The organism is Streptomyces sp. NPDC017676, from assembly GCF_044329325.1.
In the GTDB taxonomy this organism is placed as follows: domain Bacteria; phylum Actinomycetota; class Actinomycetes; order Streptomycetales; family Streptomycetaceae; genus Streptomyces.
The window spans coordinates 1-16,610 of record NZ_JBIRJA010000016.1 but is presented as its reverse complement, the minus strand read 5'-3'; the positions used below and the strand labels follow the sequence as shown (position 1 = coordinate 16,610).

Below are 16,610 nucleotides of genomic sequence, written 5' to 3'. Positions count from 1 at the left end.
CGTGGTGGGCGCCCTGGATGTCCGCTGCGCCCGCGCTCGGCGGCCGGGAAGGGCGACGAGCGGTGCGACGGGAAGAGCGATCAAAGACGCGGGCGAGAAAGAGCGGTGATGGCGCGAGAGTCCGCCGTCGTACCGATGGGCGAACCGCGACCGCTGTGCCCTCAAACTAGGGCCGGGCGACACCGCCGTGTGTCCCGTCCGCGCACTCTCCCGTTCCCCACAGCGCACTCGGCGTGCGGCGGCCGGCGTGCGTGCACTTTGAGGACGCGAGACGTGCACGGACGGGCAATCGTCGTGCGGACAGCGGTTCTACGGTTGCGCTCAGCGGCGCCGGAGTGCCCAGCACGACGATCCGGCTCGTATGCCGGAACGACCGGCGCCCCCTACGCACGTCCAGGAGATCCCCATGTCTGATGCCCAGGCGCCGGTGACGCCGGTACTGGAGCCCGCCGCGGCCGAGTTCGTGGCGGCGACCGCCAACCCGCCCTACCTCTTCGACCTGGCCCCCGCCGAGGGCCGCAAGGCCGTCGACGAGGTCCAGTCCGGCGAGATCGACAAGCCCGCCGTCGACGAGGAGTGGATCACCGTCCAGGGCGGCCCCACCGGCAGCGTCCGGGCACGGATCGTCAAGCCCGCCGGCACCACCGGCACCCTCCCCGTCATCTTCTACATCCACGGCGCCGGCTGGGTCTTCGGCAACGCCCACACCCACGACCGCCTCGTGCGCGAACTCGCCGTCGGTGCCGAGGCCGCCGTCGTCTTCCCCGAGTACGACCTCTCGCCCGAGGTCCGCTACCCGGTCGCCATCGAGCAGAACTTCACCGTCGCCAAGTGGGTCGTGGAGGAGGGCGCCTCGAAGGGCCTGGACGGCTCCCGCCTGGCCGTGGCGGGTGACTCCGTCGGCGGCAACATGACCGCCGCGCTGACCCTGATGGCCAAGGAACGCGGCGGCATCCCGCTCGTGCAGCAGGTGCTGTTCTACCCGGTCACCGACGCGAGCTTCGACACGCCGTCCTACCACCAGTTCGCCACCGGCTACTTCCTGCGCCGCGACGGCATGCAGTGGTTCTGGGACCAGTACACCACCGACGAGACCGAGCGCGCCCAGATCACCGCCTCCCCGCTGCGCGCCACCACCGAGCAGCTCACCGGTCTGCCCCCGGCCCTGGTCATCACCGGCGAGGCCGACGTGCTGCGCGACGAGGGCGAGGCCTACGCCAACAAGCTCCGCGAGGCCGGTGTGCCGGTCACCGCCGTCCGCTTCCAGGGCATCATCCACGACTTCGTGATGCTCAACGCCCTGCGCGGCACGCACGCCGCCGAGGCCGCCATCACCATGGCGGTCCGCACGCTGCACGCGGCCCTGCACACCGCCTGACGCCGGGGAGACACACACATGAGCGCCACTCCCACCGTCGTCCTGGTACACGGCGCCTTCGCCGACGCGGCGAGCTGGTCCGGGGTCATCGAGGAACTGCAGAGCCACGGCATTCCCGTGATCGCGCCGCCGAACCCGCTGCGCGGCCTCGCGTCCGACGCCGCGTACGTCGCCTCCGTCGCCTCCCAGATCGACGGTCCGGTCGTGCTGGTCGGCCACTCGTACGGCGGTGCGCTGATCACCGTGGCCGGCACCACCGAGAACGTCGTCGGCCTCGTCTACGTCGCCGCCTACGCCCTCGAAGAGGGCGAGAGCCTCGGCGAACTCCAGGGCCGCTTCCCGCTCTCGCCGCTGGTGAGCAACCTCAAGCAGTGGACGTACCCCGTCCCGGGCGGCGAGCCCGCCGTCGAGGTCACCATCGCCGAGGACGCCTTCCCGTCGGTCTTCGCCGCCGACGTGCCCGCGGAGGTCACCAGGATCCTCGCGGCCGCGCAGCGCCCGCTGGCCGCCGCGGCCTTCGAGGAGAAGGCCTCCTCCGCCGCCTGGAAGACCAAGCCGTCCTGGGCCCTGGTGGCCGGCGCGGACAACGCCATCAACCCGGAGGTGGAGCGCTTCGGCGCGAAGCGGGCCGGGGCGACGATCGTCGAGATCGAGGGCGCCTCGCACGCCGTGGCCGTCTCCCAGCCGAAGGCCGTCGCCGAGCTGATCCGCGACGCGGTCCGCGCGACCGGCTGACCCGGCTCCAGGAACGACCGCGCGGACGCCTCCCCCGTATCGCGTCCGCGCGGTCTCGCGCGCCCGCCTCGCACCCGGACGATGGGGGGCTCAGCTCACCCGGTCGTACCGGCCGAGGAACCGGAAGGAGCCGTCCTTCACCTGGTACAGGAAGTACACGGCGTCCGGTTGGAGCGCGAGGGCGTGGGTGTCGTCGAAGCGGAGCGTCTTGGCGAGGCCCTGGTAGGTGAGGCTGAAGAGGCGCTGGGCCACGGCACCCGGTGCGCTGTCGGCCGAGCCGCCCGGTGACTCCAGGGCCCGCGCGACCAGCCCCACCGCGTCGTACGCCTCCGGTGCCCAGCGGCCGGGTGCGGTGCCGTAGGCCGCGCGGTGGGCGGACCCGAACGCCGCCTGGTGCTGGGGGTGCGCAACCTCTCCCAGCAGGGCATGTTCCTCGTCGGCGGCACCCTCGCCGACCGCTACGGCTGCAAGCCGATGATCCTGACCGGATGCGCCCTGCGCGCGGTCGCCTTCGGGCTGCTGGCGGTCGTCGCCTCGCTCCCCGCCCTGGTGGCGGCCTCGGCGCTGACCGGCCTGGCGGGTGCGCTGTTCAACCCGGCCGTCCGCGCGTATCTCGCGGCGGACGCCGGCGAGGAGCGCAGGGTGGCGGCGTTCGCCGCGTTCAACGTCTTCTACCAGGCGGGCATCCTCGTCGGCCCGCTCGCCGGACTGGCCCTGCTGACCTGGAACTTCAGCGCGGTGTGCACGGTCGCGGCCGTCATCTTCGGCGCCCTCGCCGTGCTGCAGTCCCGCGCCCTGCCCGCCCGGCCCCCCGCCGGTCGAGGTGCCGGACCTGCCTGGCGGGCGGTCGCCGCCGACTGGCGCACCGTCGCCGCCAACCGCCCCTTCCTGCTCTTCGCGGCCGCCATGAGCGGCTCCTACGTCCTGGCCTTCCAGGTCTACCTCGCCCTCCCGCTGCACGCCCGCGCGCTCTTCGGCGAGCGGACCGGATGCGTCACCGGCGTGGTCTTCGCCGCGTCGGCGCTGGCCGCGCTGGCGGGCCAGCTCAAGCTGACCGCGTGGGCGCAACGCACCCTGTCCGGACCGCAGGCCGTCGTGTGGGGGCTCGTGGTCATGGGCGTGGCCTTCCTGCCACTGCTGCCCCGCTCCTGCGGCGCTCCGGCCGGGCTCTGCGCCCTGACGGTGTGCGCGGTCCTGCTGGCCTGGGGCGGGGCGCTGCTCTACCCCTTCGAGATGGACACCGTGGTACGGCTCTCCGGCGACCGGCTCGTAGCGACGTACTACGGCGCGTACAACACCGCCTCCGGCATCGCGATCTCGCTGGGCAACCTCGCCGTCGGCGCGCTGTTCGACACCGGTGTGCGATGGCTGCCGTGGGCGGCCCTGGCCGCGACCGGCCTGGGCTGCGCCGGCCTGGTCGCCCGGCTGCACCTGGGCGGACACCTGGGGGTACGGCCGGCGCCGGTGGCCGGATGACGTGTCGCCGGACACGGGGGTGCCTCCACGTCCTGTCGGCGGCAGGATGGACGGATGGCGGCAGAGAGGCACCCCATGTTCGACGACCTGGACGTCCGCGCGCTGTCCCGGCGGCCCGGAGCCAAGTGGAGCCGCGTCGAGCCGGACGTCCTCCCGGCGTGGATCGCGGAGATGGACTTCCCGCCGGCCCCCGCCGTGCGTGAGGCCCTGGCGCGGTGCGTGGACGACGACCTCGGTTACCCCTCCTGGGACGGCCGGTCCGTCCCCAACCCCCTACGGGCCGCCTTCGCCGAGCGGATGCGCGAACGCCACGGCTGGGTGCTCGACCCCGCCCACGTCAGGGAGTTCACCGACATCAACCAGGGCCTCCAGGCCGTACTGAACGTCGCCACGCGGCCCGGCGACGGTGTCGTCGTGCACACGCCGACCTATCCGCCGTTCCTGGAGACGATCGCGAGCATGGGGCGGCGCCTCCACCCGCTGCCGTACGCACCGGACGGCGAGAGCTGGACGTTCGACGCCGACCGGCTCGACCGGGAACTGCGGGAGCGGCCCGCCCGGGTGCTGCTGGTGGTCAACCCGCACAACCCGACAGGACGCGTGCTGCGCCGCGAGGAACTGGAGACACTGGCACACCTGGCCCTCCGTCACGGTCTGCTGGTCGTCGCGGACGAGATCCACTCCGACCTCGTCCACGCCCCGCACCGGCACCTCCCGTTCGCCGCCCTCTCGGCCGAGGTGGCCGCGCGCACGGTGACCCTGACCTCGGCCACGAAGGCGTTCAACGTGCCCGGACTGCGCTGCGCCGTCGCCCACGCCGGCGCGGCCGGGGTCCGCGAGGCGCTGGCGCACCCCACCCATCTGTACGGCGAACCCAACACCTTCGGTGTCGCGGCCACCCTGGCCGCCTGGCGGGGCGGGGACGCCTGGCTGGCGGAACTGATGCCGGTCCTCGCCCGCAACGCCCGCTCGGTGCGCGAGGACCTTCCCCCCGGCGTGCACTACCGGGTCCCGGAGGCGACGTTCCTCGCCTGGCTCGACTGCCGCGCTCTGGAGCTGGACACCGATCCGCAGACCTTCTTCCTGAAGAAGGCGCGCGTCCTGCTCAACGACGGCCGCACGTTCGGAGCGGAGGGCGAGGGCTTCGTACGGCTCAACTTCGGGACCTCGCGAAGCATCCTGCGGGAGATCCTGCACCGGCTCCGGAACGCCCTCGCCTGAGGCCGCCGGGTTTCCGCCGGCCGGGTTTCCGCCGGCCGGGCAGCCGCCGGCCGGGCAGCCGCCGGCCGGGCAGCCGCCGGCCGGGCAGCCGCCGGCCGGGCAGCCGTCAGCCGCGGGTGCCCAGGGCGGGGGCCCGTCCACCCGCCGTCCGGGCGGTCGTATCGGCCGACGGCCCCTGTCAGGGGGGTGTCCGCCCGCCGTCCGGGCGGTCGCGTCAGCCGACGCCCCTGACAAGGGGGTTGCCCGCCCGCCGACGCCAAGCGGTCGTGGAGTCGGCCGGCCCCCTGACACGGGGTTGTTCCGACCGTCCCCCACCCCTAGGGTCGTCACGTACGGCAGCAAGCGCTTTCCATGGCCTTTGCCGCCTCCGTGCCGCCGATCTCCGAGGAGCGCCGCATGTCCCTGCCCGCACCCTGCCGCCGGGTCGCCGTGATCGGCACCGGCGCCATCGTCACCGGCAGCCATCTGCCGGCGCTCAGAGCCCATGCCGAGCGGGTCGAGCTGGTCGCCGCCGTCGACGTGGACCAAGGCCGGCTGGACGCCTTCCGCCGGCTCGCGGGTGCGGGGGTCGACGGCTTCACCTCGACCGAGGCCATGCTGGACGCCGTACGCCCGGACCTCGTGCTCATCGGCACCCCGCCGGCGCTGCACCGCGAGCAGACCGTGGCCGCGCTCACGGCGGGCGCATGGGTGCTGTGCGAGAAGCCGCTGTGCCTGTCGCCGGCCGAACTGGACGACATCACGGCTGCCGAGGAGGCGTCCGGCGCGTATGCCGCGGTCGTCTTCCAGCACCGCTACGGCTCCGGCGCCGCACACGCCCGTGACCTCATCACCCGTGGCGAACTGGGCGCCCCGCTGGTGGCGCACTGCCAGACCACCTGGCACCGGGACGCCGCGTACTACGCCCTGCCGTGGCGCGGCCGCTGGGCCACGGAGGGCGGCGGGCCCACGATGGGACACGGCATCCACCAGTACGACCTGCTGCTGCACCTCCTCGGCGAGTGGGAGGAGATACGGGCCATGGCGGCCCGGCTGGTCCACGACATCGAGAGCGAGGACGTCTCCACGGCCCTGGTCCGCTTCCGCGGCGGCGCGCTCGCCACCGTCGTCAACAGTGTGCTCTCCCCGGCCGAGGTGAGCCGCATCCGCATCGACTGCGCGGACGCGACCGTGGAGTTGACCCATCTGTACGGGCACGGCAACGACGACTGGGTCTACACTCCGGCCCCGCACGTCGACCCCGAGCGCGCCGCCGCCTGGCGCACCCCCGCGAGCGACGTGCCCAGCTCGCACACCGCCCAGCTCGGCGCGCTCCTCGACGCCTACGACCGGGGCGTTCGCCCCCCGGGCAGCGGTGAGGACGCCCGCGCCGCCCTGGACTTCGCCGCCGCCCTGTACAAGGCCGCGTTCACCGGGCGGCCGGTGCGGGCGGGCGAGATCGGCCCCGGCGACCCCTATTACACGGCCCTGCACGGCGGCCACCCCGACTGGGCCCCGAAGGAGCGCGCATGAGCATCCGCGTCAGCCACGTCCACGGTGAGCATGTCGCCGTGGAGGCGGCGAACGGTGTCGAGATCTTCCGTTACGTCTACCGCCCCGATCCGGATCCCTTCGAGTCCCGCAAGCCCTACGCTCATCCGGTGCGCACCCTGGCCGGCCGCACCGTGACCGGGTACCGGCCGAGTGACCACCGCTGGCACAAGGGCCTCCAGATGACGGCCAGTCACCTGTCCGGGCAGAACTTCTGGGGCGGCAACAGCTATGTCCACGGCCAGGGTTACCTGGCGCTGCCCGACCGCGTCGGCTCCATGCGCCACGACGGCTTCTCGGCCCTCACGGCCGACGGCGAACGGCTCGCGCTCACCGAGGAGCTGACCTGGATCGAGAACGGCGGACAGGAGTGGGCCCAGGAGGTACGGCGGATCGAGGTGCACTCGGCGGACGAGGCGGCCGGCGCCTGGGCGCTCGACTGGTCGATCCGGCTCACCAACACCCGCACCGAACCACTCGTGTTCGGCTCCCCGACCACGGCCGGCCGCGAGATGGCCGGATACACGGGCCTCCAGTGGCGCGGGCCACGCGACTTCACCGGCGGCCGTGTCCTCACCCCCGGCACGAGGGACACCGACGCGGCGAAGCTCATGGGAACTCAGGGACCTTGGCTGGCCTTCACCGCCGAGCACGACGAGATCGACGGGCATTCCACGCTGGTCTTCGCGCACGCCCCGGAGAACCTGGACGGAACGTCCGCGATCCACGAGTCCCACTGGTTCGTGCGCGCCGAGCCCGTCCCGACGGTCGCCTTCTCCTGGGCGTTCTTCGAGCAGTTCACGCTGGAGCCGGGGGAGTCCTTCGACTACCGCTACCGGGTGCTGATCGCCGACGGGGCCTGGGACCGCGACCGGATCGCCGCCCGTCTGGAGGACCTGCCGTGGTGAACGACCCCTCGCCCGCACGGCCCGCGCCGCCGCACCCGCTGCCGGGTGCCGTCGGCCTGTCCCACCTCAGCCCCTACCCCTGGGAGTCCGCCGACGGCGTGTGCGGCGGCAGCCCGCACCTGCACCTGGTGTGCACCGAGGCGTACGTCGTCACCGCCGGCCGTGGCGCGGTGCAGACCCTCACCCCCGACGGTCACCGGGACATCCCGCTGCGGCCGGGCTCGGTCGCCTGGTTCACGCCGGGCACCGTGCACCGCATGGTGGAGGGCGCCGGCCTGCGCGTCACCGTGCTGATGCAGAACAGCGGCCTGCCCGAGGCCGGGGACGCCGTCTTCACCTTCCCGCCCGCACTCCTCGCCGACCCCGACCGATACGCCGCGGCGGCCACGCTGCCGCCGGGCACCGGCCCGCGGACGGAGGCGGCGGCCCGGCGCCGCAGGGACCTCGCCGTCGAGGGCTACCTCCTGCTGCGCCAGGCCCTCGTCGCCGGGGACGACGTCCCCTACCGGGACTTCCAGCGCGCCGCCGCCCGCCTGGTCCGCGCCAAGGTACCCGCCTGGCGCGCACTGTGGCGCGCGGGCGCCCTCGCCGCCGCCGAACGCACCGGCGCCCACCTCGACGCGCTGGAGTCCGGGAACCCCGCCCATCTCGGGGAGGCCGCCGCGTACGAGACCGGACCCACCCGGCTCGCGGCCTTCGGGATGTGCGGCCGCCGCGACGAGTACGCGCTGCCGGGGACGACACCGCCGTACGACACCGACTGACCGACCGGTTCCGACGCACCCGATCCGTCGGCGAGGTGCCGCCCGGGACTGGGCATGGTGGCCACCGGCGCACAGCAGGCTCGTCGCGGTCAGGACGACGTCCGGCACAGCAGGGCCGCGGGGCCGGGGCCGCTGCCCACGCGGGTGGTGAAGGCGATCCCGGCGGCGTACTCGGTCGCCGCGCACTGGCCCTTGAAGGCGCCGTACGCGAAGTCCCCGCCGGCGCCGTCGGCGGGCCGGTTGTCGGACCGGTCGAACCACACCGTGCGCCCGGCGCCCGCCAGTACGGTCCGTGCCGGGACGCACAGCGCCGCTGACACACGCTCTCCCCGCAGGCTGTAGCCGATGAGGAACTCCCCTGCGGGACACTGGTACTTGGTGTACCCGGACGCCCAGTCCCCGCCGGCCGGTACGTGCCGCTCGTCGGTGACGACCGTCTGGCGGGCGTCGGCGGCGCGCAGGTCTCCCGCCCCGGCGTCGGTGCACAGACCACGCCCGCCGGTGTGGCTCAGCCCGGCCAGCCTCGTACCGTCGGGGCAGGCCGCCTTGTACGCTCCCGGATCCCAGTCTCCCGTGGTGCGCACCCGCGGTGACATCACCGCGTCTCCGTGGTCGGTGCTGAGCATGCGCCAGAGCGGGACGGACGCCACGGGGCCGGTCGTGCCCGGCGCGGACATCAGACGCTGCCACGCCGTGGCGCGCCAGTCTCCGGGGTCGAGGACGCCGGAGCGGTGCCCCGCGGTGTCGTAGCGCAGCAGTGCCCAGTCGTCGTGGCCCTCGAAGCCGACCAGCGGCCAGAACGCGAAGTCGGCGTCATGGTCCGCGAAGTAGCCGGTGACGTTGTCGAACCAGGTGCGGGCCGCCGCGCCCGTCTCACCCGACCCGATGCCGAACTCGCTCACCCAGACGGGCGCGGTGTAGTGCCGTCCGGTCTCCTCCACGAAGAACGCCTCGTCGTCCAGGGCCGCGGCCAACTCGGCGCGGGACAGGTCCTGGTAGCGGGCGTCGTGGGTCTCACCGAGGCCCGTGGCCCCGCTGTGACGGGGGCCCGTGTAGCCGTAGAAGTGGGCGGAGTAGACCAGTTTGCGGGCGTCCAGAAGGGTGTGCGAGAGGGTGCGCGCGGGGGCGAGGACCGGCCGGCCGTGGGGGAGTCCGTCCACCGGTACGCCGGTCCAGTTGATGCCCTCGATCACGATGAGGAGACGCGGGTTCGCCTCGGTGAGGATGCGGTCGGCGGCCAGCTGGGCCGCGCCGTACCAGTCGTGGTCGTCTCCCAGCCCCCAGTTGGGGTCGTCCAGCACGTCACGCCGCACCTCGTTGTACAGATCGGCGCCGACCACGCGCGGCACGGAGGCGTAGCGACGGGCCATGAACACCCAGTCGTCCGCCCACCGCGCGGTGGACTGCCCGCTGTTCCACCGCTCGTTGCCGTCGATGCCGCAGCACCACCGGGAGGTGTTGGTGTGGTTGTTGAGCACGACGGCGAAACCGCTGTCGCTGAGCGCCTCCACCACGGCGTCGTAGACCTCCAGCGGTGTCCTGCCGCGCAGTCCGGGGTTGGCCGCGACCGCGCCGTCGGGCACGGGCGCGGTGCTGTGGATCATCTCGTTGGAGAACGGCAGCCGGACGGTGTTGATCCCCGACTGATGGAAGTCCGCCATCAGCCGGGGCAGGGGTACGCGGTCGAGGCCGAGCGGAATGCCGTGCGAGTCCTGTCCGGCGTGGTGGTTGGCCGGGTCCGCGGCGCTGCCGCTGCCGGTCCAGGAGCCCTGGGCGCCGTCCCAGTTGGCGCCTTTGAGCCGGAAGCGGTCGCCGCGCGCGTCGACGATGTACCGGCCCCGGGTCGACAACGGCGCGGACCAGGCGGCCTGGTCCGGCTCGTCGACGGCGACCCGGGCGGGCGCGGTGCGCGGCGGCACGGCGGCGGAGGCCGTGGCGGTGGCGCCGGTGGTGGCCGTGAGGAGGAGTCCCACGGCGGTGACGGCGAGCCGCAGCGCGGCTGATGGCATCGGCATGAGGGCAGCCCTTGGGGGTCGGAGGCGGGGGAGCCGGGCGGTGGCCGGTCGACTTCACCGCCCGGCCGCGGTGCCCACCACCGTGCCGGGAAGGACCGCCGAGGTCCATACTTACGACGGCCGACCCGCGGCGGCCTCAGCGGTGGCAGGTGGCGACCCCCGGGTGCCAGCGGCAGGCGATCCCGGCGAAACCGCCGCCCGCGACGACATCGACGCCGAGCGTGTCGCCGCCGCGCACCACCTGCCGGTCCTGGACCAGCCCGTCGGCGCCGTCCCGGATCGTCTCGACCAGCCACCGTCCGGCCCCGAGGGACAGCGGCACCTCGGCCCTGCGCGCGGGACCGGCGTACACCCCGCCGAGGAACCAGCGGTCGCCGCCGCGCCGGGCGAGGACCGCCTCCTGCCCGGGTGCGCCCGCGAGCAGTCGCGTGTCGTCCCAGGCGGCCGGCAGTTGTGCGAGGAAGTCCCGGGCGAGCGGCCGGGCGTCGTACGACTCGGGGCTGCCCGCGAGCATCTGCAGCCCCGACTCGTAGGCGACGGCGAGGCCGGCCTCGGCCGCGTCGGAGTTGGGGCGCTGGCCGACGCGCTGGAAGCCGCCGGGCGTGAAGTCCATGGAGCCGAGGACGTTGCGGGTGAACGGCAGGGTCGTCAGGTGGACGGACGTGTTGGTGCGCTTCTCCTCACCGCCGACCCCCTCCATGGTCATCACCTGCGGCCAGGTGCGCTGGATGCCCTTCGGGATCGTGGAACCGTGGAAGTCGACCATGAGGTGGTGTTCGGCCGTCTCCTTGAGGATGGCGTCGTACCACTGGAGCGTGGACTGCGACTCCGCGTTCATGAAGTCGATCTTGACGCCCTTGACGCCCCACCGCTCCAGCGTGGGCAGCCACTGGGCGCGTTCCTCAGGCGTGTCCAGGTCGCGCTGGTGGATCCAGACGACGATCCCGACGCCCTTGGCCCGCGCGTACTCGGTGAGTTGCGGCAGCCAGCTGTTCGTCTGCCAGTCGGGGTCGGTGGTGTCCCACTCGTCGGTCTTGAAGTACCAGCCCGCGTCGACGGCCTCGTACGGCCAGTGCCGTGCGGCGGCGTAGTCGACGTACGCCTTCTGCGCCGTGAGGCTCTGGCCGGCCGCGCGTCCTCCGGCGAGCCAGGTCCACAGCACGGTGCCGGGCCGGATCCATGAGGGGTCGGCGACCCGGGAGGCGGGGGCGAGGTCGTCGGTGAACGTGGACCGCGTGACGGTGGCGAGGCTGCCGGTGACCATCGCCCGCCACGGTGTGGCGAGCGGGCCCCCGGTGCCGTGGATCCGCTCGTCGGCGAGCGCTACCCGGTACGTGCCGCTGCCCCGGTCGTGCGCGAGCCGGGCACCGGAGTAGGCACCGGTCAGGCCCGACTCGGCGAGCAGTGTGTAGCCGCCGTCGGTCGCGAACAGCGCCTGGTCCGAGTACGAGCCGGTGGGGGCGGTCCCGGCGGAGTACTCGGCGAACTGGCCCTCGTTGTCCACCCGGTAGGGGCTGAGCCACGCGCGTGCGTCCGCCGGCAGGGTGAACGCGGAGGTCTCGCCCAGTACGTCGCCGTGTCCCCCGGGCAGCACGTACCGGTAGGCGACGCCGTCGGCGGCGGCACGGACGACCAGGTCGAACCGGGCGCCCGCGGCGGTGCCGAACGACAGCCGCGTCTCGTTCATCAGGGACCGCCGGTCGAGCCGCTTGCCGGACTTCGTCCGGTACCGCTCGTCGACCAGCCGGTCCGTGCGGTGCAGGAACCGCAGGCCCTGCGAGAGATCGGCCCGTTCGGTGCGGATGCCGACGGGGGACGGCTCGATGACCGTCCGCCCGCCGCGGGACACCGACAGGTCCAGGGTGCCGGTGGTGTCGTCCAGGGACACGCGGGCACGCGGTGCCTGTGCCGCCGCGCCGGGTCCGGGCGCGGACACGGTCCAGACGTGCGCGGCGGAGCCGGTGTCCTGGCCGGCGCCGGCCCGTGCGGGCCCGCCGCTGAGAAGTGAGGCCGCCAGCCCGGCGCACAGCGCGGCGACCGCGGTCCTGATCGGAACGGCCATGGGTACCCTCCCGGGTGAAGGAGTCGGGGTGGGAGACGGGTACGGACGGCCGCGCGGTGCCCTGCGGGGAGGAGCGGGGCCTGGGAGGGGCGCGCGCGGCGTCCGGTGGGCCGGATCGGCGGTGGGCGGCGATCGCACGGTGTCCTTCGAGGCGGACGGGGGCGGGCGCGCGATGCCCAACGGGCCGAACCGGTGGTGAGGTGCGGCCACTCGGCCACTGTGGGGGCCGGGCCGCGATCGGGGACGGCCGTTACGGCAGTCCCCAGGCAGGACCGGGTTCGCTGACGGCCACCGGGGCGATCACCAGGTCGGGGCGGGACCCGGAGTGGACCAGGACCTCGCGGCCCTTGGGCAGGTCGATGGCGAGGGTGCCGTCGCCGAGGTCCCGGGTGTGCGCCGGGGAACCGTCGTCCAGCAGCACGGTGAGGGTTCCGCTCAGGCCGTGCCGGAGCCTCAGCGGCTCGCCCGCCAGGCTCTTGACCCGGATGAACCGGGTGGCGCCCGCCTCGCGGACGGCGCTCACCAGGAATGCGCCCTGCGTGCGGAAGTCGTGCAGGGTGACATCCGCCCAGGCCGAGGGGACGGCCGGGAAGACGCGGACCACTCCGCCCCAGCTCTGGCAGAACATGTCGTGCAGCGACTGCGAGGCGGACAGCGGTGTCTCGATCACCGGGCCGGCCTCGGTGTAGTGCGTGTTGGCCCGGCACGGGTAGCGGGTCGTGGGATCGAAGAACTTCCGCAGGTAGCCGAGCGCGGTGTCGCCGTCACCGGTCATGGCGTGGATCGAGGCGGCACCGGTGTAGCTGTAGCCCCGGTGCGCGCCGGTCAGTGCGTGCCAGTGGGTCACCGACTTCTTGATCAGCTCGCGGTTCTCGGGCTGGTCCCAGTTGACCAGGTACAGCGGGTACACCATCAGCATGTGCGAGTAGTGCCGGTGGGACTGCGCGTACGGGGTGTCGGCGCCGATCATGAACCCGTTGTCGTCGACCGGGTACGGCGTGAGCCGGGCCAGCACGTCCCGCCAGCGGGGCGCCGACTCGTCCTGGACGCCGAGCAGTTCGGCCGACTCCAGCAGCGTGCGGCAGCCCCAGCGGATCAGCGCGAGGTCGTAGTTGGTGTCCTGCGGCGGCACGACGGGGTACTCCGGCGAGAGGGTGCTCGGCAGGTGGAGCTTGCCGTCGCCGCCCGGGGTGAGGAAGTGCAGGTAGTAGTTGACCGCCCGGCGCAGCACCGGGTAGATCGTGTCCCGCAGCAGGGCCTTGTCCATGGTGTGCCGGTAGGACAGCCACACGTTGTGCAGCGCCCAGGTGAGGTCGCCGGTCTCGGCGCCGGTGCCCGGCTCTCCCACGGAGCGGTTGGCGAACATGTCGGAGCTGCGGCCGATCCCGGAGCTGTCCTTGCGGTAGGCGGTGGGCACGTTGGCGATGAGCTGTTCCTGGTTCTGCCGCAGCGTGCTGGAGAGCGCGTCGAGTTCCAGGTGGTTGGAGCCGTGGATGAGCCAGTACTCCAGCTGGACGTTGAGGTTCCACCAGACCGCCGGCCAGGGGGTCGGCTCCAGCCAGGGTCCGCTGGTGGCCATGACGGGCCCGCCCGCGCGGCTGGCGGAGGCGACCTTGTAGAGCTGGATCCAGTGGAAGCTCTGCAACCGCTGGTCGGGGAAGGACACGAAGCTCTTCCGGTAGAAGGCGTGCCACCAGCGGACGTGCCGCCGTCTGAGGGCCGCGTACGACGTCCCGCGCCGCAGGTTGCGCAGCGAGTCGGCCTCGGCGGCGGTCCCGGAGGGGAAGCTGTGGCCGACGCTGAGCAGCAGTTCATCGCCGGCGCGGCGGTAGGCGGTGGCGGTCTGCCCGCCCCCGGTGAGCGGCTGGAGCACCTGCTCGGTGCCGTCGGCGGCGGTCCGGGTGGTCCAGGGCGGGTTGCCGGTGTAGCCGGCGGGCGGGGCCTCCTGGATCTTGCGGGGGCTGATGGCCTCCTCGGGGTGGAAGGTCCAGGTGGCCCGCTCGCCGCCGCGCGCCGTCACGCGCACGGCCAGGACCTCGTCGTGGATGAGGGCGGCCAGGGTGAGCGTGCCCGCGGTGGTGGTCACGGTGCCGGTCAGCTCGGCGTTCCACAGGCTCAACCGCCAGTCCACGGCGGTGATGGTGCCGACCGGTTCGAGGGTGAGGTGTCCGACCGGCAGCCGGCACGTGCCCCAGCCGCTGCCGAACTCGGGCCGGTGGTCCTGGACCCGGCCGTGCTGGACGGTGAACCGGATCTGGTTGGCGTCCGGCTCCCGGTAGATCATGCTGCCGAGCAGCCCGTCGCCCAGGAACGGGCCCTCGTACCAGAGCGCGGGCAGCCGGCTCCACAACAGGTCCTGTCCGCGCAGGAACGTCTCCCAGGCGCTGTCGTCGGCCATGGCGGAACGAAGCCGCCACGGCCGTCTGCCGCCCGCCGGGCCGGCGTCCCCGCCCGACCCCGCCTGCTCCGCGTGCGCCGCCCCCGGCAGTGCCGCCACCGCGGCTCCGCCCAGCGCGGTACCGAGCACGGATCTGCGGGCCACCGGTGAGCGCTTGTCCGACTGTGAGGCCATCGTCGTCCTCCAGACCTGACGGATCGTCGATACATCGGGTGTATCGGCGAACCTAGGTATCCATCGTGTACCTGTCAATCGTCTGGACGGTGAACGAACCGCCTGTTTGTGAGTGACACATCGGATGTCTGTGCAGTCATTGGTAGGATGTCGCAGGTGAAAGGGGTTGCGTCCGAAAGGTTTTCCGGAACCCGGCGACACCACGAAGAAGCCCCTGGCGCGTGGGCCGCGGTTCATGCCGGCCCTACGCCAGGGGCGCGCTGGAGGTCGGTCAGCAGTACAGGTTGCCACCCGGGCTGACGCCGAGGATCTGGGTGAACCTCTGGTAGGCGTCGACGCGGCTCTGGACCTGGGCGGGGTTCTTGCCGTCGCACTCCAGGGAGCCGTTGATGCTGCGGATGGTCTGCCCGAAGCCGGCGCCGTTGACCATGGCGTCGTGCGGGGTCATCGTGCCGGGCCCGGACTGGGTGTTCCAATACCACAGGCCGGTCTTCCAGGCGACGGCGGAGTCGTTCTGCACCAGCCAGGGGTTGTTGAGCAGGTCGATGTGGAGCGCGTCCCCGGCGGCCTTGTAGTTGAAGTTCCAGGAGAGCTGGATGGGGCCGCGCCCGTAGTAGGCGGCCTGGCCCGCCGGGCAGCCGTACGGCTGGTTCGGGTCGCAGTAGTGGGGGTAGTTGGCGGTGTCCTGCTCGACGACGTACACCAGGCCGCCGGTCTCGTGGCTGACGTTGGCGAGAAAGGCGGCGGCCTCCTGCTTCTTCACCGTGTCGCTGCCGGAGTTCGCGAATGCGGGGTAGGCACCGAGGGCGGCGGTCAGGCCGCTGTACGTGTAGAAGGAGTTCCGGTTCGGGAACATCTGGTTGAACTGGGCCTCGGAGACGACGAACCCGGACGGCGTGGTGCCGCCCCCGCCGCTCGCCGGCGCGTTCCACTTCTGGTTCGCCCCGCCGGTGCAGCTCCAGATCTGCAGGCGGGTGCCGTTGGCGGAGTTGTTGTCCCGCACGTCCAGGCACTTGTTCGCGGCCGGGTTGACGATGTCGTGCGCGGCGGTGACCACCCACTGCTGGTTGGCTCCGCCGGAGCAGTCCCACAGCTGTACGGCGGCTCCGTCGGCCGTGCTGCGGTCGACGACGTCCAGGCACTTGCCGAGCGCCCGCAGGGTGCCGTCGCCGGGGTTGGACCACCGCTGGGCGTTCGTGCCGTTGCAGTCGTAGAGCTGGACGGCGGTGCCGTTGGCGCTGTTCGCGCCCGCCACGTCGACGCACTTGCCGGCGAGGCCGGTGATCTGTCCGTCGGCGGCCCGGGCCGGGGTGACGGCGAACAGCACGGCGAGGCAGGCGGCGACGGAGGCGGCCAGCATCCGTCCGAGGTGCACGCGTCTCACGGGTATCCGTCTGAGGTACGGGACATTCATGGGGGATGCGCTCCAGTTCACGGGGCGTACTGCGAGGGGGGACATGCGGGCGTGCGGAGCCCAGGCAGGAAGTGGGCCGACAACTCGGTGACCCGCCGGGTCAGTTGAGGACGGTCTGGGTGACGACTATGTGTCCGGCGTCCGGGTTCAGGCTTCCGCCGAGCCGGCTGAACGCGCCGTCGGTGAGGTCGAGGCACTTGGGCTCCTGTGGAGTCTGTACGAAGGTGCCCCTGTCGTTGATGCGGACCACCAGCGAACGGCCGTTGGCGACGTTGGTCACCTGGACGCGGGTGCCGAACGGCAGTTGCGGCTGACGGCTGAGGGAGGTCGCCGCCGTGTCGGCGGTGTTGTCGAAGACCTCGCCGCTGGCCGTCAGGGCGCCGGGCGGCTGAGGCCCGTAGTGCGTCGCCCAGCACTGCTCGGCCGGCTGCTGCGTGGCCGGCGCGTTCCACTTCTGGTTGGCGGCGCCGGTGCAGCTCCAGATCTGTGTCCGGGTGCCGTTGGCGGAGTTGTTGTCGGTGACGTCCAGGCACTT

At 72.9% G+C, this 16,610-nt stretch carries 12 protein-coding genes and 1 pseudogene; 7 read left to right on the top strand and 6 right to left on the bottom strand.

What is annotated here, in order from left to right; genetic code table 11:
• Positions 1-406: 406 nt before the first annotated feature.
• Both ACH4LD_RS30570 and ACH4LD_RS30565 read left to right on the top strand, forming a co-directional pair.
• Positions 407-1,378 carry an alpha/beta hydrolase gene (locus tag ACH4LD_RS30570; RefSeq protein ID WP_398057551.1) on the top strand — a complete coding sequence of 324 codons (972 nt, stop codon included), beginning with the start codon at positions 407-409 and terminating at the stop codon, positions 1,376-1,378.
• 18 nt (positions 1,379-1,396) lie between these two features.
• Positions 1,397-2,113 carry an alpha/beta fold hydrolase gene (locus tag ACH4LD_RS30565; RefSeq protein WP_398057552.1) on the top strand — a complete coding sequence of 239 codons (717 nt, stop codon included), beginning with the start codon at positions 1,397-1,399 and terminating at the stop codon, positions 2,111-2,113.
• 90 nt (positions 2,114-2,203) lie between these two features.
• On the opposite strand, the gene ACH4LD_RS30560 is transcribed toward ACH4LD_RS30565, so the two are convergent.
• Positions 2,204-2,428, bottom strand: a complete 225-nt coding sequence (locus ACH4LD_RS30560) for a hypothetical protein (RefSeq protein WP_398057554.1) — start codon at positions 2,426-2,428, stop codon at positions 2,204-2,206.
• A 30-nt stretch (positions 2,429-2,458) separates the two neighbouring features.
• On the opposite strand from ACH4LD_RS30560, the pseudogene ACH4LD_RS30555 reads away from it, so the two are divergent.
• The 5 genes and pseudogenes from ACH4LD_RS30555 to ACH4LD_RS30535 form a co-directional block, all read left to right on the top strand.
• Positions 2,459-3,589, top strand: a pseudogene (locus ACH4LD_RS30555) (MFS transporter); the annotation flags it as partial.
• 54 nt (positions 3,590-3,643) lie between these two features.
• The gene (locus tag ACH4LD_RS30550) at positions 3,644-4,810 is read left to right on the top strand and encodes a MalY/PatB family protein (protein WP_398057555.1); all 1,167 of its coding nucleotides are present in this window, start codon (positions 3,644-3,646) and stop codon (positions 4,808-4,810) included.
• A 396-nt stretch (positions 4,811-5,206) separates the two neighbouring features.
• A complete protein-coding gene (locus ACH4LD_RS30545) occupies positions 5,207-6,322 on the top strand; it encodes a Gfo/Idh/MocA family protein (protein WP_398057556.1) in 1,116 nt (371 codons plus the stop codon).
• On the top strand, positions 6,319-7,248 hold the full coding sequence (locus ACH4LD_RS30540; RefSeq protein WP_398057557.1) for a PmoA family protein: 930 nt from the start codon (positions 6,319-6,321) through the stop codon (positions 7,246-7,248). Before ACH4LD_RS30545 ends, ACH4LD_RS30540 begins: the two co-directional genes overlap by 4 nt.
• On the top strand, positions 7,242-8,012 hold the full coding sequence (locus tag ACH4LD_RS30535) for a cupin domain-containing protein (protein ID WP_398057558.1): 771 nt from the start codon (positions 7,242-7,244) through the stop codon (positions 8,010-8,012). Before ACH4LD_RS30540 ends, ACH4LD_RS30535 begins: the two co-directional genes overlap by 7 nt.
• Positions 8,013-8,101: 89 nt before the next feature.
• On the opposite strand, the gene ACH4LD_RS30530 is transcribed toward ACH4LD_RS30535, so the two are convergent.
• The 5 genes from ACH4LD_RS30530 to ACH4LD_RS30510 form a co-directional block, all read right to left on the bottom strand.
• A complete protein-coding gene (locus ACH4LD_RS30530) occupies positions 8,102-10,027 on the bottom strand; it encodes a cellulase family glycosylhydrolase (RefSeq protein WP_398057559.1) in 1,926 nt (641 codons plus the stop codon).
• Between the two features lie 136 nt (positions 10,028-10,163).
• Entirely contained in the window at positions 10,164-12,089 is a 1,926-nt protein-coding gene (locus ACH4LD_RS30525; RefSeq protein WP_398057560.1) for a glycoside hydrolase family 97 catalytic domain-containing protein, read from the bottom strand.
• Positions 12,090-12,339: 250 nt separating this feature from the next.
• Positions 12,340-14,661, bottom strand: coding sequence for a glycosyl hydrolase family 95 catalytic domain-containing protein (locus ACH4LD_RS30520; RefSeq protein WP_398057561.1), 2,322 nt, complete (start codon positions 14,659-14,661; stop codon positions 12,340-12,342).
• Between the two features lie 271 nt (positions 14,662-14,932).
• Positions 14,933-16,021: a lectin gene (locus ACH4LD_RS30515; protein ID WP_398057576.1), complete on the bottom strand. Its 1,089-nt coding sequence runs from the start codon at positions 16,019-16,021 to the stop codon at positions 14,933-14,935.
• 154 nt (positions 16,022-16,175) lie between these two features.
• The coding region (locus ACH4LD_RS30510; RefSeq protein WP_398057562.1) for an RlpA-like double-psi beta-barrel domain-containing protein at positions 16,176-16,610 on the bottom strand (435 nt) is incomplete at its 5' end.

Bases quoted from the DNA above. Each gene is read 5' to 3' on its own strand.
- ACH4LD_RS30570 (WP_398057551.1), top strand. From the start codon at position 407: ATGTCTGATGCCCAGGCGCCGGTGACGCCGGTACTGGAGCCCGCCGCG.
- ACH4LD_RS30565 (WP_398057552.1), top strand. From the start codon at position 1,397: ATGAGCGCCACTCCCACCGTCGTCCTGGTACACGGCGCCTTCGCCGAC.
- ACH4LD_RS30550 (WP_398057555.1), top strand. From the start codon at position 3,644: ATGGCGGCAGAGAGGCACCCCATGTTCGACGACCTGGACGTCCGCGCG.
- ACH4LD_RS30545 (WP_398057556.1), top strand. From the start codon at position 5,207: ATGTCCCTGCCCGCACCCTGCCGCCGGGTCGCCGTGATCGGCACCGGC.
- ACH4LD_RS30540 (WP_398057557.1), top strand. From the start codon at position 6,319: ATGAGCATCCGCGTCAGCCACGTCCACGGTGAGCATGTCGCCGTGGAG.
- ACH4LD_RS30530 (WP_398057559.1), bottom strand. From the start codon at position 10,027: ATGCCGATGCCATCAGCCGCGCTGCGGCTCGCCGTCACCGCCGTGGGA.
- ACH4LD_RS30525 (WP_398057560.1), bottom strand. From the start codon at position 12,089: ATGGCCGTTCCGATCAGGACCGCGGTCGCCGCGCTGTGCGCCGGGCTG.
- ACH4LD_RS30520 (WP_398057561.1), bottom strand. From the start codon at position 14,661: ATGGCCTCACAGTCGGACAAGCGCTCACCGGTGGCCCGCAGATCCGTG.
- ACH4LD_RS30515 (WP_398057576.1), bottom strand. From the start codon at position 16,021: ATGCTGGCCGCCTCCGTCGCCGCCTGCCTCGCCGTGCTGTTCGCCGTC.